We start from the raw sequence: 15,970 nt of genomic DNA on the forward strand, positions 1-15,970 counted from the left end.
CTGCCCTCCCCGGCTTTGCTGTCCATGCGTCGATTTTACCCTATATCGCCTGGACGGGTTGAGAGAAGGGCCGTTCCCACGAGGCGTTGAACTCGGCGAACGGAAAATCATTGAGTTCCAATGATGCTTTCTCGGCCCAGCGCGCCCGTTCCATTCGATCATACCGATGCGGCTTCGGCAGCCGTTGTCTATGTTGATCTACGTGGTGCAAGCATGGGACGAGAAGAGGGGGAACGTACATGGGAACCATGGATATGTCGAGAAGGCGATTCGCCCAGCTGTCCGGGCTCGTCGGCGCGTCGGCGCTGGTGGGGATCGGGCTGCCGGACGATGCCGAGGCGCTCGAGGCGGCGCCGGTTGATCCGGAATTCCCGGTTTCGGGCCGCGGTCGCAAATTGGAGGCGACGTACGATCCGGACACCGACCAGATCAAGGTGAACGACGAGGTCATCGTGCGTTACAGCAACTGCGTGGGGTGCTACGCCATGTGCGGCGTGCGGCTGAAGCTCGATCGAGAATCGCGCGAGATACTGGCACAGGGCGGCAACCCGTACAACCCGTGCAACGCCTATCCGGTGTTGCCGTTCGACGAGCCGCTCACGGAGGCGTACCGCACGATGACGCAGTCGCCTTCGAAGCAGACCGGGGCGGCCACGTGCTGCGGCCGTTCGCTCGGCGCGCTCGACGTGTACTTGAACGCGCACCGCATCACCATGCCGCTCAAGCGCGCGGGCAAGCGCGGCGAGGGCAAATGGCAGCCCATCGGTTGGGATCAGCTCATCGAAGAGGTGGTCGAAGGGGGCAAGCTGTTCAAGGACATCGGCGAGGACCGCGAGATCGAAGGGTTCCGCGCCGTGCGCGACTTCGACACGCCGCTTGTGCCCGACGCCCCCGAGTTCGGCTCGAAGGCGAACGGCCTCATCTACTGCGGCGGGCGCACCGACGGCCGCGGCCAGACGTCCACGCGCTTCATCAGCATGTACGGCAGCTCCAACAAGTACTCCCACCATTCGTCGTGCTACGGCGCGAAGGGCGTCTACCCCTACCAGTCGGGCGACGGCGACGACCTCGGCATCGACGCCGAGTTCAACGAGTACGCTATCTGGATGGGCACCTTCCCCGGGGCCAACGGCGGCAGCGTGATGAGCGACCTCAAACGGGTTGCGTCCACCATCGAGAACAAGCAGGCGACAATCGTCGTGTTCGATCCGAACCTCGGAAACGGCGTGGTGACCCCGGCGCAGGACAACGCCGTGTGGTATCCCATCAAGCCGGCCACGAACTCGGCGTTGACCATGGGCATGATCCGCTGGATCATCGACAACAAGAAGTACAACGAGGACTTCATGTGCGCACCGAACCTGCCCCAGGCCGTCAAGCTGGGTTTCAACGCGTGCACGAACGCCACGCACCTCGTCATCGTGGACGAGGCCCATCCGAACTACCGCCGCATGATGCATCCCGAAGATGCGGGCCTCGAGCCCTCCGAGAAGGAAAACGCTTTCGAGGACCAGTACGTGTGCATCGACGCCGCCACGAAGCAGCCCGCCGTCAGCCTCGACAGCGACAAGGGCCTCATGGAGTGGGAAGGAGAGGTCAACGGCGTGAAGGTGCGCACGGCCTACCTGTTCCTCAAGGACAGCGCGAACGAGCACACCATCGAAGAGTATTCCCAGGCGTGCGACGTGCCGGTCGAGGTCATCGAAGAGGTGGCGAGCGAGTTCGTCGCTCACGGCACGAAGTCGTCCGTCAACGGCGCCGGCGGCGTCACGTCGGCGAACGGCACGGACGCGACCAGCTGCTTCTCCACGCTGGCGGGCCTCACGGGCGCCCTTTGCATGAAGGGCAGCCTCATCGCCACGTTCGTGGGCGTGGTGGGGCCCGGAAATGGCGACCGCTACCTGTTGAGCAAGGCCGAGGGCATGCCCACCGACAAGCCCGACGCGCGCGTCGACCGCACCGGGTTCGCGTGGGAGGATACGAGCGAGTACAAGCGCCGCGTCGCCGCCGGCGAACAGGACCCCAAGCCCTTGCTGCCGTGGTATCCGGGAGGCGTGGGCACGTCCGACAACCAGATGGTGCTGTCGCTGGCCAACGGCTACCCGCATAAGGCGAAGATCCTGCTCACGTGGCAGTGCAACCCCATTAAAGCAACGCCGGGCGCCATGCGCGACGAGGTGATGGCGGCGTTCAAGGATCCCGACATCATCCCGCTGGCCATATGCTCGGACGTGGTCGAAGGCACGTTCGCCCACATGGCCGACTACATCGTGCCGGACACCATGTACCGCGAGCACTTCGGCATCTCCCAGCATGCCGCATGGTGGGGCCACAAGGGCAACTTCCTGCAGTGGCCGATGGTGGAGCCGAGGTCCATGAAGCTCGACGACGGTCGCCACGCCAGCTTCGATGCGTTCCTCTGCGACGTCGGGCGCAAGCTGGGGCTGCCAGGCTACGGCGACGAGGGGCTGCTGTCGGCGACGGGCGAGAAGCTCCCGTTCAACGATGCCTGCGACTACTACGTCAAGGCGCTGGCGAACGTGGCGTACGAGGACGGCGTGATCGACGACCTCTCTCAGGAGGAAATCGAGATGCAGGCGCTCGACACCCTGCCGGACGCGTGGAAGAAGGCCGTCACGGCCGAGGAGTGGCCGAAGGTGCAGCGCCTGCTCAGCCGCGGGTGCCGCACGTGGCCCGAGGCCGACACGTTCGACGACGAGGGCCGGCAGACGTATGCGGGCGCGTACATGGTGAACTTCTACTCCGAAGAGCGCGGCTCGGTGAAGAACCACTACACCGGGAAGCACTACGAGGGGGCGCTCGGCTGGCATGCCGAAGTGTTCAGCGACGGCACGCCCATCGAGGACGTGTACTCCCGCGAGGAGTATCCCTTCGCCGCGGCCAGCCACAAGCCGTACTTCCGCTGCGTCACCATGTTGTCCGACAGCGCGCTTTTGCGCGAGCTGTCGCCGCACAACTATCTGGAAATCAACATCGAAGACGCGCGCGAGCTGGGTATCCAGGACGGCGACACCGTGCAGGCCGTCAACCCCTCGGGGGATGTGATGGAGGGCATCGCCATGGTGCGCGGCGGCACGGCGCGGGGGACCATCGGCATTTCGTTCGGCTACACGCAGGACGCGTACGGCTCCACTGATCTGACGATAGGCGACGAGACGATCCCTGGCAATCCTGACATCGACGCCGGCGTCCAGCTCTGCCAGATGCTCGATCCGCAGGTGGGCGAAGGCGGCATCTTCGCCTTCTCGGACCCCGAGGCGTCCACGCCGGGCCGCAACGGCGGCATGTTCAAATTGGTGGTTCCGACGGCCTGACGGCCGTCGGAACCGGTCGACGCTGCGGCTTCCCATGACACCCGACCTCGCGGCGAGGCCGAGGGCTCGCGTACCCGTTGTACGCTTCGCCCTCGCCCTCCCCACGATCTCGGGCACCATGGGATCCCTCGCTGACCTTTGTGGACCTATGAGATGAGAAGAATAGAGGGTGAATCATGCAACGAGCTGAGACGAAATCGGGCAAGCGGCCCTTCATGTTGATCGACGTGTCTCTGTGCATCGGATGCCACGCATGCGTGAACGCATGCAAGTTCGAGAACGGGTTGGCCGTCAAGCAGTTCAACACATGGATCGAAACGTGGGATGCGGGCGAGTACCCGCAGGTTGTGCGCGCGAACGTGCCGCACCTGTGCAACCACTGCGACAATGCGCCGTGCCTGGCCGTATGCCCCACGGGGGCAACGTACCGCAACGACGACGGACTGATCCTCGTGGACCAGAACCGCTGCATCGGCTGCAAGTACTGCATGGCCGCCTGCCCCTTCGCCGTGCGGTGGCAAAACGATGCGGGCGAGGTGGAGAAATGCACGTTCTGCGTGAATCGCACGTCGCAGGGGCTGCTACCGGCATGCGCCGGCAACTGCCCCACCCATGCCCGCCTGTTCGGCGACCTGAACGATCCGAACAGCGAAGTTGCTCGGAAAGTGGCGAAGGTGCAGGTTGAGGGCATGCTGCCCGAGCTCGGCATCGAGACCAACACGTGCTACGTCGGCCTCGCCGAGACGAACGCGTTGCCGAAGTCGTCGTCGGTGCTGCACGGAGGCCGCGTCGCGGTGAAACTCGAAGACATGGAGAGGGGTGAGTAGCATGGCGGTGTGGGATGGCGTTGTCGCATGCGATCTGTTCCTGGCAGGATTGGGCGCGGGTGCGTTCCTGCTCTCCATTCTGGCAGGCTGGGCGCCGGGCGGCTCGAAGAAGATCAGGCTCATCGGCTCCATCGTGGGCCCGGTCGCGGTTGCCGCTGGGGCGCTCACGCTCATGATCGACGCGAGGGCCGGCCTGGGCGATCCCGTGCGGTTCTTCTACCTCGTCACGAACCTGGGCTCGCCCATGACCTGGGGCGTGATCTGCCTCAGCCTCTTTTTGGCGGTCAGCGTGATCAGCCTGGTCGTCCAGCTGTGTAAGAAGGACGTGCCGCGCGCGCTCGACGTGCTGGGCATCGTGTGCGCCGCCGGCGTGGCCACGTACACGGGCGTCCTGCTGGGCTACTCGGCATCGTATCCGCTGTGGAATCTCGCGGTGCTGCCGTTTCTGTTCGTGTGCTCGGCGGCGCTCACGGGCTTCGCGTTCGTCTCGGCCGTCGCGTACTTCGCCGCTCGCGACGAGCTTGAAGGGATCGCTTTTCTGCCGAAGGTCGAAGCGGCGTTGCCGGCGCTGGTCGGGCTGTTCCTGATCGTGCTGCTGGCGGTGACGGCCATCACGGGCGGCGAGGCGGGTTCCGTGGCTGCGACGGCCACCGTTCAGGGAATGCTGGCGGGATCGAATGCGCTCGTGTTCTGGCTGGGCGCCGTGGCGTGCGGGGTGGCGGTTCCGCTGGTGGCCGGCATCGTGCGCCTGCGCTCGGCCGATCACCGCGCGACGACGCTCGCCCTCGTGGGCTACGTTGCCGCCTGCGTCGGCGGGTTCGCGCTGCGCTACGTCATCGTCGTAGCCGCGGTGGGTATGAGCATGGGCGCCGGGTTCTAGCGCTCGTCGATCCGTCCGGGCGCTCGCGATCCAGCCGAGCGCCCGGACGATAGGGAAGGAGACGGAAATGGAAAACGATCGTGCCGATGCGGCCGCCATCTACGCGCTGTTCGCGTCGGTGCTGGTCACGGTGCCGGACGAGGACGTGCGCAATCGCATGGCGAAGCTGCTCGAGGCCGCGGGCCACGTAGCGTCCGGGGCGGTCGACGACGATGCCGATGTGGAACAGAGCTTCTACGATCGCCTGGTCGTCGCCGTGTCGCCGCGCTACCTTCCTGCGATCGAGAGCTGCATGCTCGACGCTCGGGAAGGCGAGGACGGTCGCCTCGAGCCCGGTCATCTCGATGGCCCCCGCATGACCGAGGTGCTCGCCTGCTACCGGGCGTACGGGTTCGATCATCGCGCGTTGCGCGGGTTCCCGCCGCTCGTGAACGGCCTGCGCCCCGATCATCTTTCGGTCGAGCTGGCGTTCATGGCGCACGTGCGGCGTTTGGAGGCGATGGGGGGCGAGAAGGGACGCGCGGCGGGCCGCTTCGCCGACGAGTTCCTCAGGCGGCACCTGGCGAGCTGGGTGCCCGCGCTGTGCGTTTTCGCGCGTCAGCACGGAGAACGCGACGTCTACGTTCGCCTGATCGAAGCAGCGAGAAGCTGGATCGAGCTCGACGCGAGCGCGGCCGCCTAATCGGTGCCGCAGCCTTCGTGCCGCTCGTTCCACGCGTTGTACAGGCCTGCTCCCTCGTCGCGTTCGGAACCGTGCCCGGTCTCGCGTGCGACCTCTCCCGACATGCCCGCGCTCCCTTCGGACGCGGGCATGCTCGCGTCTTCCGCGCCGAACGCCACGGCCGTGCGATGGGCTGCGGCCGCGCGGTATTCGGGCGTGTGCAGGTACGCGAGGTTCGCGCAGAGGCAGACGAGGAGAACGGCGAGCAGGCCGACGCCCAGCATGCGCTGGGATGCGCGCGGCGACGAGAAGAAGGGGACGCGCCGGCACCAGGCGAAATCGGAGAGAAGGACGATCGGCAGAATGAAGATCGCGAACAAGGTCGCGTGCATGGCCTTGTACACCAGCACGTCTTGGTTGCCGGCTGCGACCGGCGGCATGAGCGTCAGGACGAATGCAAGGTAGAGCAAGCAGAAGAACACGAGCGCACACGAGCTTTTCCAAGGATTCCCCGATCGGAATCCCAGCAGCTTCCGTGGCGTGCGCTCGTGCGAAAGCGACACGGTGTTACTTCAGCACGTCGCTGAACAGGTCTTCGGCTTCCTTCTGCAGCTTCTCCTCGATGGCGAGGTAGGCATCGAGGAGCTTGTTGCCGGCGTCGGTCAAATCGCTGCCGTGCGCGCCGTCGCGGTTGAGCAGCTGCAGGTCGAGCGCCGCCTCCGTCTCCTTGATGATGCGCCATGCCTTGCTGTAGGCCATGCCCATGCCCTTGGCGGCGGCGTTGAGCGAGCCGGTCTCACGCACGCCCAGGCACAGGCTGGCGATGCCGCGTCCGAACAGCGAGCCGCTCTCGGCGTCCGGGTTCATGATGGAGAGCCGGATCGTCGGCTTCAGGTTCGAAAGGTCGCTCATGGTGTTCCGTCCTTTTCTCGTGACCGGTGCGCGCGGGGGCGCGTTAGGCGTCCAGCTCTGCAAGGAAGCGCAGCGCCGCCGCCTCGATGTCGTTCGTTCCGCCGTCGATGACGTCGCCGAAGCGGATGGGCAGCGCGTCGAGCTCGGCCAGGCCGCGGGGGACGTCGTTCGCCCCCGCCTCGCGTGCGATCAGGTCGTTCAGCTCGCAGCCGGAAAGCACGGCCACGTCGTCGGGCAGTGCGGCGCCCGGCTCGATGCCGTGCAGCGCGCGATATACGTTGTCGCCGAACTTGGCCCAGTGCGCCGTGCTCGCGATGAGCACGGGGTTCTCGCCCCGGAGGTTCTCGGCGGTCTGGTAGGCGACGGCCGTGTGCGGGTCCAGCAGGTAGCCGTGCTCGTCGAACACGCGCTTGATGGTGCGAAGGCACGTGGCGTTGTCGATGGAGTCGGAGGCGAACAGCTCCCTCACGCGGGCGAACGTGTTCTCGTCCACGCGGAAGCGGCGCTGCTCGCGCAGGTCGGACATCCAGCCGGCGATGGCTTCGGCGTCGCGCCCCGTCAGCTCGAACAACTGGCGCTCCAGGTTCGACGACACGAGGATGTCCATCGAAGGGGAGGGCGTCAGCACGAAGGGGCGCTCGGAGATGTCGTAGGTGCCCGTGTTGATGAAGTCGGTGAGCACGCGGTTCTCGTTGCTGGCGCAGTACAGCATGCCCAGCGGCACGCCCATGCGCTTGGCGTAGTAGGCGGCCAGGATGTTGCCGAAGTTGCCCGTGGGCACGCACACGTCCAGCTCGTCGCCCAGTGAGAGCTTGCCGTCGGCCACCAGTTGCGCGTAGGCCGACACGTAGTACACGATCTGGGGCATGAGGCGTCCCCAGTTGATGGAGTTCGCGCTCGACAGCGCAACGCCGTGCTCTTCCAGCAGCTGCTCCGTGAACGCTTCGTCGCCGAACACGTTCTTCGCGCCGGTTTGGCAGTCGTCGAAGTTGCCGCGCACGCCCCACACCTGCACGTTGCGCCCGCGCTGCGTGGCCATCTGCTTGAACTGGATGTCGCTCACGCCGCCGTCGGGGTACATCACGGCGATGGACACGCCGTCCACGTCGCGGAAGCCCTCGAGCGCGGCCTTGCCCGTGTCGCCCGACGTGGCTACGAGGATGAGGAAGTCGTGGTCGAGCTTTCCCTGCTCGCGCAGCTGAGCGGCGCTTGCGGAGAAGAACCGCGGCAGGCACTGCAGCGCCATGTCCTTGAACGCGCTCGTGGGGCCGTGCCACAGTTCCAGCACGTGGGTGTCGGCTGTAAGCGACGTGATGGGGCAGATGTGCTCGTCGTCGAAGTTGTCGCCGTAGGCTTGGGCCATGAGCTCTTCGATGGTCTCGGCGGGCAGGTCCACCTGGTAAGCCTCGTATATGCGCGCCGCACGCTGGGCGTAGGGCAGCTGCGCCAGCGCCGCGATGTCCTCTAGGGAGAGCTCGGGAATGCGCTCGGGCACGTACAGGCCGCCGCCTGCGGCCAAACCGTCGATGACGGCTTCCGTGAAGGTGATCGGGCGCTCGCTTTGCCCGCGGGTGTCGGAGTAGAGGTTTTGAGCCATGTCCTGCACTTTCGTCCGTGTTCCGCCGAACCAGTATCACGTCTCAGTATACTATGCTGAGAATTATCCCGGCGGCAGAATCGGCACGGGATTTCCATGCGCCCCCACGCGCACGGCCCTCCTGGCGCGAGGCTCGCATGGATCGGAACGTTTCCGCGCGCCGATCCCTCGGCTTGTCGGAAACTGGCTCCAAGCGATCATCGTGTACGCGGAGGGGGCTCGGTGTGTGGCAAAACCGGGTTTTTGGCAGCTCCGAGGCGATCGGAGGCGCTGCTTCGCGGTCGCGAGAATCGGCGATCTGAGGTTTTGCCCGCAGGAATCTCGCAAAGGTGCGCCAAGGCTGCCAAAAACCCGGTTTCGCCACACATAGCGCCGCCGTTTCGACACCGATCCCGGCGGCCCCGGCATCGGGAAGCAGCCTGCGGGACGACCGCCCGCGAGCGCACCGAAAACGGCGCTCGAGACACAAAATCAATCGCTGGGGAGCGATCCAGCCGCCTCGGAGGGCTTTCAGCGGCCTTCCGCCTGGCATCTTCGCCCGCTTCGTAGACGTTTGCCCAGGGCGCGCATCGCCGCTACGACGCGCGCCCGGGAATCGAGCTTCGCAGCGGTGGATTTTGTGACGCTCAGGCGCCTGGCCGAGCAGGAAGCTGGGGGGCCGATGCGCGGCGGAGTCCTTTTTTGCCGCGTAACCCCCAACGTCAGAGCCGCTCGGTGTCCTGTGGGCTACCGCTTCGTGACGAAACCCGCGGTCGTCCGCCGTTTCGCGCGTCTCTCCTTACTATTTTCCTCACAGTCGATGTACTCAACGAACAATGCGGAGCAAGGAGCACGCGATGGGCCACGGGCAGAACGTTTCATCCGGCGGCATGATGCACGGAGCGAACCTCAAGCGGCGGTTCTTCGTGAGCCTCGTGCTGGCGGTTCCCATCCTGCTCCTGTCATCGCCGATGGGGCTTGCGCTGCCCATCACGCTGTCGTTCCCCGGTTCGGACTGGCTTGTGGCCGTGCTGGCCACGGCGCTGTTTGCCTACGGCGGCTGGCCGTTTCTACGGGGCGCGGTGGACGAGGTGCGCAACCGCAAGCCCGCCATGATGACGCTCGTGGCGCTCGGCATCACCACGGCCTACGTCTACAGCATGTACGCGTTCGTCATGGGCTCCATCCTCCACGACGATGGTATGCACATGGACTTCTTCTGGGAGTTGGCCACGCTCGTCGTCATCATGCTGCTGGGCCATTGGATCGAGATGCGGGCCGTCATGGGGGCGGGCGACGCGCTCAAAGAGATGGCCGAGCTGCTGCCGGCGCAGGCGCACGTGAAGCAGGCGGACGGTTCATACGCCGACGTGCCGCTCGACGAGGTGCAGGTAGGCCAAACCGTCATGGTGGAGGCGGGGGAGAAGGTGCCCGCCGACGGCGAGGTGACAGACGGCTCGTCGTCCGTCAACGAGGCGCTCGTCACGGGCGAGGCGCGCGCCGTGGAGGCGAAGGCGGGCGACACGGTGTTCGGCGGCTCACAGAACGGCGACGGCACGCTGTACGTGCGCGTTACCGGCACGGGGCAGTCGGGCTACCTCGCCCAGGTCATGCAGCTCGTCTCGCAGGCCCAACAGGAGAAATCGCATGCCGAGGTGCTGTCGGACAAGGTGGCGCGCTGGCTGTTCTACGCCGCCGTGGGCGTCGGCCTCGCCGCGTTCGCCGCGTGGCTCGCCGTCACCGGCAGCGTGTCCGACGCGCTCACGCGCATGGTCACCGTGTTCGTCATCGCGTGCCCGCACGCGTTGGGCCTGGCCATTCCGCTCGTGGCGGCGCGCTCGACCTCGCTTGGCGCGCGCCACGGCCTGCTCGTGCGCCGCCGTCGCGCCCTCGAGGTGGCGCCGCAGATGAACGTGGTGATGATGGACAAGACGGGCACGCTCACCGAGGGCGACTTCCGTGTGGCGGAGGTGCGTGCGGTGGGGAAGCGGCGCGCCGACGCCGCCCCCGACGCCGCCCCCGACGCCGCCGACGACCGCGTCCTCGCGCTCATGGCGGGCCTCGAGCAGTCGTCGTCGCATCCGCTGGCCGCCAGCATCGTGGCCGCTGCGCGCGAGCGCGACGTGCGTCCCGCGGACGCGCGCGACGTGCAAGCCGTCGCCGGCGTCGGCTTGAAGGGCGTGCTCGCGGACGGCTCGCACGCCCTTATCGCGAACGCGCGCTACCTTGACGAGCAGCGCATTCCCTACGATCGCGCCGCCTTCGACGAGCTGGCGGGTCGCGGTCTCACCGTCAGCTACCTCGTGATCGACGGAGAGGTGCGCGGCGTGGTGGCGCAAGGCGATCAGATCAAACCCACCGCCCGCGAAGCGGTGCAAGCGCTCAAGGCGCGCGGCGTGCGCCCCGTCATGCTCACCGGCGACAACGAGGCGGCGGCCCGTGCCGTGGCGCACGCGCTCGGCATCGACGAGCTCCAAGCTGGGTTGCTTCCGCAGGACAAGGTGAAGCTCGTGCAGCAGCGCCGCGATGCAGGCGATGTGGTGATGATGGTGGGCGACGGCATCAACGACGCGCCGGCGCTGGCGCGCGCGGACGTGGGCGTGGCCATCGGGGCGGGCACCGACGTTGCCATCGACTCCGCTGACGTCGTGCTCGTGAAAAGCGACCCCGAGGATATCGTGCGCCTGCTCGACCTCGGCACGAACACCACGCGCAAGATCAAGCAGAACCTCTGGTGGGGCGCCGGCTACAACATCGTGGCCATTCCGCTGGCCGCCGGCATCCTCGCTCCTGTGGGCATCCTGCTCAGCCCTGCGGTGGGCGCGGTTCTCATGAGCCTGTCCACCGTCATCGTCGCCGTGAACGCCATGACCCTCAAAGACGACTGAGCCCGCAGGGGACGTCCGGTCCTCGCCCGCTCGTCTCGTCTCTCTTGTCCCATCGCGCACCGCACCCGTCGCGCACGACGCTCCGTCGTGCACCTCGCCCTCTCGCGCACGACGCTCCGTCAACGGTTTCAAAAAATGTTAGCCAAGGCTTCCATTCTGCAAAAGTTTGCTATAAGATACTTTTGTTACATGAAGCTAACTCGATGGGAGCCACCATGGACAACGCAACGGTTGCAAGCATGCAGGGAACGGTCGGTCGTTCGGACGCGGGGTCCGCGCCCGGCATCGCGTGCCAGCAGATGCCGCTCTCGTTTCTCAAGGGCGGCGAGACCGGCACGATCGCGAAGGTGCGCGGCCGAGGCGACCTTCATCACCATCTGGAGAACCTCGGTTTCGTCGAGGGCGCGCGGGTGACGGTGGTCTCCGAGGCGGCCGGCGACCTCATCGTCGAGGTCAAGGGCACCCAGGTTGCGCTCAACCGCCAGGTTGCATCCCGCATCATCACGAATGCCGCCGCATAGCGCGGTCACGCGACTGCGGCAAAGCACGAACGGATGTTTCACGTGAAACATCCGATGCCTCACGTTGTCCAAAGCTCATCAGGTTGGCGCGATCGTAGGGAACCTCAAGGAAAGGGAAAGGCATATGGCAGAAGTTCAAGGTCGAACGTTGCGCGACGTGGCTATCGGCGACACCGCCACCGTCCGTCGCCTGAACGGCGAGGGCGCGCTCAAGCGCCACATCATGGATATGGGCATCACCAAAGGGACGAGCGTGTTCGTCCGCAAGGTCGCGCCGTTGGGCGACCCGATCGAGGTCACGGTGCGCGGATACGAGCTGTCGCTGCGCAAGAGCGAGGCGGAGAGCATCCTCGTCGGCTGACGTTGCCGGGCGCGAGCGCCAGACGACGAGGGTAGAGGCGCCGCGGCGCTTCTTTTTTGAGGCTAAGTTAGTAGCAGCTAACTTATAACAGACCGACGGGGGATGGCAGACCCCTGGAGGCTTCGAAGCAGATGGAAAGGCTGAACATGGGAATTCGCATAGCGCTTGCCGGCAACCCGAACTGCGGCAAGACGACGATGTTCAACGATCTGACCGGCGCCAGCCAGTACGTTGGCAACTGGCCGGGCGTGACCGTTGAGAAGAAGGAAGGGAAGTACACCCGCGACAAGGACGTGGTCATCACGGACTTGCCGGGCGTGTACTCGCTGTCGCCGTACTCTCCTGAGGAGATCGTGACGCGCGACTACCTGTTGGAAGGCGGCCCCGATGTTGTCGTGAACCTCGTGGACGCGACGAACCTCGAACGCAACCTGTACCTGACCACGCAGATCCTCGACCTGGGCGTGCCCGTCGTGGTGGCGCTCAACATGATGGACCTCGTGAAGAAGAACGGCGACAAGATCGACGTGGCCGGCTTGTCGAAGCAGCTGGGCTGCCCCGTCGTCGAGACGACGGCGCTCAGGGGGCACGGCATGGCCGAGCTCATGGAAACCGCCGTGCACGCCGCGAAGGCCGGCAAGCCCGCCGAACCGAAGATGCCCTTCGACGCGCAGGTGGAAGAGGCCATCGAGAAGATCGAGGGCATCCTGGGCAACCGCGTGTCCCTGGCAACCGCGCGCTGGTTCGCCATCAAGCTGTTCGAAGGCGAGGAGCGCACCGTTGCCAACATGAAGCTCAGCGAAGCCGACCTCAAGGCGGTCGAGGCGATCCGCGAAGAGGTGGAGGGCAAGCTCGACGACGACGCCGAGAGCATCATCACGTCCGAGCGCTACAACGCCATCACGCACGTCGTCGACGAGACGATGAAGCGCTCGCGCAAGGGCATGACCACCACGCAGAAGATCGACCGCGTGGTGACGAACCGTTGGCTGGGCCTGCCCATCTTCGTGGTGGTCATGGCGCTCGTGTACTACCTGGCCATCTCCGTGGGCACGGGCGTGGTCACCGACTGGGCCAACGACGGCATCTCCGGCGACGGCTTTCTGTACACCGGCGGCGCGACCTACGAAGAGGCCGTGGGCGCATGGGAAGAGTCCGTGGCCGCCGCCGAGGAGGCAGGTGCGAGCGAGGAGGAGCTGGCGTTGTTGGCCGAAGAGGAGCCCGACCCCTCCGACGGCTCGTACGGTCTGTGGATCCCCGGTTTGGGAGCGGTGATCGGAGGCGCCCTCGAAGCGGTCGACGTCGCCCCGTGGCTCCAGAGCCTCGTGATGGACGGCATCGTCGCGGGCGTCGGCGCCGTGATCGGCTTCATCCCCCAGATGATCATCCTATTCCTGCTCTTGGCGTTGCTCGAAGGGTGCGGCTACCTGGCGCGCGTCGCGTTCATCATGGACCGCGTGTTCCGCCGCTTCGGCCTGTCCGGCAAGAGCTTCATCCCGATGCTCGTCGCGTCCGGTTGCGGCGTGCCGGCCGTCACGGCCACGAAGACCATCGAGAACGAGAAGGACCGCCGCATGACCATCATGACGACGACGATGATCCCCTGCGGCGCGAAGATGCCCATCATCGCGCTCGTGTTCGGCGCCATCGCCGGAGGCAATACCGAGCAAACCTGGTGGATTGCGCCCGCGTTCTACTTCTTGGGCGTCATCGCCATCATCGTCTCGGGCGTCATGCTGAAGAAGACCAGGATGTTCGCCGGCCCCGCGTCGCCCTTCGTCATGGAGCTCCCAACCTATCATATGCCTACGGTGAAGTCCGTCCTGCTGTCCACGTGGGACCGCATCAAGGGCTACATCGTCAAAGCCGGTACGATCATCTTCCTGTCCACCATCGTCATCTGGCTGCTCATGAACTTCGGCGACGCGGGCGAGGGTTTCGGTTTGCTCGACACCGAGACGGACAACTACATCCAGTACAGCCTCATGGCGGGTTTGGGCAACGCGATCGGCTGGATCTTCGCGCCGCTCGGCTTCGGAGATTGGCAGGCCACCGTCACGTCCGTCACCGGCCTTGTGGCGAAGGAGAACGTCGTGGCCACCGTCGGCATTCTGACCAGCCTGGGCGAGGTTGGGGAGACCGATCCTGCCATGTGGGCCGCGTTCGCTGCCCTGTTCGCGGGATCGGTGCCGGCCATCCTCGCCTTCTGCGCCTTCAACCTGCTGTGCGCGCCCTGCTTCGCCGCCATCGGTACCATCTGGCGCGAGATGGGCAACGCGAAATGGACCTGGTTCACCATCGGCTACATGACCGTCTTCGCATGGTGCATCGGGCTGATGTTCTACCAGTTCGGCGGCCTCATCACCGGCGAGCTGACGTTCAACCTGTGGACCGGCGTTGCGGTTGTGGTGCTGGCCGGCATGCTGTTCCAGATCTTCCGGCCCATGCCCGCCTTCGACAAGAAGAAGGGCGAGGCCGCAGGCAAGCTCGAAGCTGAGGGCGGCGTCGCGTAAGCGGCGCCGGAGAAAGGACGTACGATGCTCGGTTTGGAATTCACCCCGTCCACGGTGGTCGTCGGACTCGTCGTGCTGGCGCTCGCGTTCCTCGCGATTCGACGCCTGGTGCGCAACGGCCCGTGCGATTGCCACAAGGGGGATGACGCGCACGGCGGATGCGCCGGCGGATGCGCGGGCTGCTCCGGCTGCGGTGCCGCCGACCGCATGGTGGCCGACATGCAGAAGCACGCCGCGGCCGAGCCTCGCCGCTAAGCGCCGCGCGCCTGCAAAGCGATCAGCGAACGGATGTTTCACGTGAAACATCCGTTCCGACTCCCTGTTCGCCGCATCATCCCAGGAAGGGCCCGCGCGGGCGCCCGCCGTGCAGCGGAAGACGCCCGGGATGGCAAGTTCTCACCGAATTCGGAATCGTCGACGCGGCCGGGAGGGCGCTGCGGCGCGCCGGAGGGCAAGCGCCTTCCAGACACCTGGCCTTATTCGGAAAGGGATGCGCAGCCGCGCCCCTGACCCCGTCCCAAAGCTCCGAATTCGGTGAAAAACCTGCCATCGAGGGCCCTCCGGGATGCGCGAGCGATACGGCGGCATCGTGTATCGAACGGATGTTTCACGTGAAACATCCGTTTCGTCGCTTTCGGGAGAGCGGTGGGGGCGGGCCAATGTGGAGGAATTGTAAACCTTGGTGAACTTATATTGCTGACGTCCGCAAGTTATCGTAGACTAACAATTGTCAGCGAGGCCGAAGAAATCGAACTCGCGGACACCTCCTCTTTTTGCTGACACGGTGGTGGGGGCTCTCCTCTCGTCTGGCCGCCCATCGCACAGCACGCCGACGAGGGACCCCCTTCCCTCGTCGGCTCCTCCCCCTTGCTTCACGACCCGCTTCGGCGTCCGGTTTCGCCCGGTTCAGCCAGTCGTGTGGTACGATGAGGAAACGAACAGAAGGAGGGTTCCGTGGAAAAAATGTCCATGTCGCACGAGGACTACCTTGAAGCCATCGTGATGCTGGGAGGCACGACGGAGGTATCGGTCAGGTCGGTCGACATCGCGACGAAGCTCGACGTGTCGAAGGCCTCGGTGAACAAGGCCGTGAGCTCGCTCAAGGAAAAAGGCTTAGCCGACCAGCCCTATTACGGCGACATCACGCTCACCGAAGAAGGGTACGCCTACGGCATGTCGGTGCTCGATCGCCATCACATGCTGTTCACGTTCCTCACGAAGGCGCTTGGCATTCCCGAGGAGCAGGCTGAAAAGGAAGCCTGCCTCATGGAGCACGCAATCAGCGACGAGTCCTTCAAAAAATGGAGTTCTTATATTAACAAACTCGACCTCTAGGCCGGTTTTCGGCTCGCGGTCATGCGCTGTTTTCCTCGATCACGCGAGCATTCAACAAGTTCTTAACGACGCGCCCGCCCGCCCCTGCCTCGGTGGCGAGGCGGGCGTCGGTGTGGTATGCTTTCCCAAGCTTCTGCATTAAACAAACCAAACACGAAACA

The 15,970-nt window shown here is 65.5% G+C and carries 13 protein-coding genes; 10 read left to right on the forward strand and 3 right to left on the reverse strand.

Annotated elements, in window-relative coordinates:
* Positions 1–239: 239 nt before the first annotated feature.
* The 4 genes from C1A15_RS05355 (at position 240) to C1A15_RS05370 (ending at position 5,724) form a co-directional block, all read left to right on the forward strand.
* Positions 240–3,335, forward strand: coding sequence for a molybdopterin dinucleotide binding domain-containing protein (locus tag C1A15_RS05355; protein WP_101721595.1), 3,096 nt, complete (start codon positions 240–242; stop codon positions 3,333–3,335).
* A 176-nt stretch (positions 3,336–3,511) separates the two neighbouring features.
* Entirely contained in the window at positions 3,512–4,162 is a 651-nt protein-coding gene (locus tag C1A15_RS05360; protein ID WP_101721596.1) for a 4Fe-4S dicluster domain-containing protein, read from the forward strand.
* Position 4,163: 1 nt separating this feature from the next.
* Positions 4,164–5,042: an NrfD/PsrC family molybdoenzyme membrane anchor subunit gene (nrfD, locus tag C1A15_RS05365; RefSeq protein ID WP_101721597.1), complete on the forward strand. Its 879-nt coding sequence runs from the start codon at positions 4,164–4,166 to the stop codon at positions 5,040–5,042.
* Between the two features lie 67 nt (positions 5,043–5,109).
* Complete coding sequence (locus C1A15_RS05370; protein ID WP_101721598.1) at positions 5,110–5,724, forward strand: TorD/DmsD family molecular chaperone; 615 nt, start codon at positions 5,110–5,112, stop codon at positions 5,722–5,724.
* On the opposite strand, the gene C1A15_RS05375 is transcribed toward C1A15_RS05370, so the two are convergent.
* The 3 genes from C1A15_RS05375 to thrC are packed head-to-tail and all read right to left on the reverse strand — an operon-like array spanning position 5,721 to position 8,212.
* Positions 5,721–6,266 carry a hypothetical protein gene (locus tag C1A15_RS05375; RefSeq protein ID WP_101721599.1) on the reverse strand — a complete coding sequence of 182 codons (546 nt, stop codon included), beginning with the start codon at positions 6,264–6,266 and terminating at the stop codon, positions 5,721–5,723. The two genes, C1A15_RS05370 and C1A15_RS05375, sit on opposite strands and share 4 nt — an antisense overlap.
* A gap of 4 nt (positions 6,267–6,270) precedes the next feature.
* A complete protein-coding gene (locus C1A15_RS05380) occupies positions 6,271–6,615 on the reverse strand; it encodes a winged helix-turn-helix domain-containing protein (RefSeq protein ID WP_101721600.1) in 345 nt (114 codons plus the stop codon).
* 43 nt (positions 6,616–6,658) lie between these two features.
* A complete protein-coding gene (gene thrC, locus C1A15_RS05385; RefSeq protein WP_101721601.1) occupies positions 6,659–8,212 on the reverse strand; it encodes a threonine synthase in 1,554 nt (517 codons plus the stop codon).
* Between the two features lie 836 nt (positions 8,213–9,048).
* Between thrC and C1A15_RS05390 the strand changes: the two genes are divergently transcribed.
* From C1A15_RS05390 to C1A15_RS05415, 6 genes are all read left to right on the forward strand, one after another.
* Positions 9,049–11,079 carry a copper-translocating P-type ATPase gene (locus tag C1A15_RS05390; protein WP_101721602.1) on the forward strand — a complete coding sequence of 677 codons (2,031 nt, stop codon included), beginning with the start codon at positions 9,049–9,051 and terminating at the stop codon, positions 11,077–11,079.
* Between the two features lie 215 nt (positions 11,080–11,294).
* Positions 11,295–11,600 carry a FeoA family protein gene (locus tag C1A15_RS05395; protein ID WP_245864933.1) on the forward strand — a complete coding sequence of 102 codons (306 nt, stop codon included), beginning with the start codon at positions 11,295–11,297 and terminating at the stop codon, positions 11,598–11,600.
* Positions 11,601–11,724: 124 nt separating this feature from the next.
* Complete coding sequence (locus C1A15_RS05400; RefSeq protein ID WP_101721603.1) at positions 11,725–11,961, forward strand: FeoA family protein; 237 nt, start codon at positions 11,725–11,727, stop codon at positions 11,959–11,961.
* A gap of 146 nt (positions 11,962–12,107) precedes the next feature.
* Positions 12,108–14,474, forward strand: coding sequence for a ferrous iron transporter B (gene feoB, locus C1A15_RS05405; RefSeq protein ID WP_101721604.1), 2,367 nt, complete (start codon positions 12,108–12,110; stop codon positions 14,472–14,474).
* Between the two features lie 24 nt (positions 14,475–14,498).
* A complete protein-coding gene (locus tag C1A15_RS05410) occupies positions 14,499–14,729 on the forward strand; it encodes a hypothetical protein (protein ID WP_101721605.1) in 231 nt (76 codons plus the stop codon).
* A gap of 699 nt (positions 14,730–15,428) precedes the next feature.
* Positions 15,429–15,809 (forward strand): metal-dependent transcriptional regulator, encoded by a 381-nt coding sequence (locus tag C1A15_RS05415; RefSeq protein WP_101721606.1) that lies wholly within the window; start codon positions 15,429–15,431, stop codon positions 15,807–15,809.
* Positions 15,810–15,970 lie beyond the last annotated feature (161 nt).

Source organism: Eggerthella timonensis, from assembly GCF_900184265.1.
Taxonomy (GTDB): Bacteria; Actinomycetota; Coriobacteriia; order Coriobacteriales; family Eggerthellaceae; genus Eggerthella; species Eggerthella timonensis.

Excerpts from the sequence above, each read along its gene's own strand:
- C1A15_RS05355 (WP_101721595.1), top strand. The coding sequence starts at position 240 with ATGGGAACCATGGATATGTCGAGAAGGCGATTCGCCCAGCTGTCCGGG.
- C1A15_RS05360 (WP_101721596.1), top strand. The coding sequence starts at position 3,512 with ATGCAACGAGCTGAGACGAAATCGGGCAAGCGGCCCTTCATGTTGATC.
- nrfD (WP_101721597.1), top strand. The coding sequence starts at position 4,164 with ATGGCGGTGTGGGATGGCGTTGTCGCATGCGATCTGTTCCTGGCAGGA.
- C1A15_RS05370 (WP_101721598.1), top strand. The coding sequence starts at position 5,110 with ATGGAAAACGATCGTGCCGATGCGGCCGCCATCTACGCGCTGTTCGCG.
- C1A15_RS05380 (WP_101721600.1), bottom strand. The coding sequence starts at position 6,615 with ATGAGCGACCTTTCGAACCTGAAGCCGACGATCCGGCTCTCCATCATG.
- thrC (WP_101721601.1), bottom strand. The coding sequence starts at position 8,212 with ATGGCTCAAAACCTCTACTCCGACACCCGCGGGCAAAGCGAGCGCCCG.
- C1A15_RS05390 (WP_101721602.1), top strand. The coding sequence starts at position 9,049 with ATGGGCCACGGGCAGAACGTTTCATCCGGCGGCATGATGCACGGAGCG.
- C1A15_RS05395 (WP_245864933.1), top strand. The coding sequence starts at position 11,295 with ATGGACAACGCAACGGTTGCAAGCATGCAGGGAACGGTCGGTCGTTCG.
- C1A15_RS05400 (WP_101721603.1), top strand. The coding sequence starts at position 11,725 with ATGGCAGAAGTTCAAGGTCGAACGTTGCGCGACGTGGCTATCGGCGAC.
- feoB (WP_101721604.1), top strand. The coding sequence starts at position 12,108 with ATGGGAATTCGCATAGCGCTTGCCGGCAACCCGAACTGCGGCAAGACG.
- C1A15_RS05410 (WP_101721605.1), top strand. The coding sequence starts at position 14,499 with ATGCTCGGTTTGGAATTCACCCCGTCCACGGTGGTCGTCGGACTCGTC.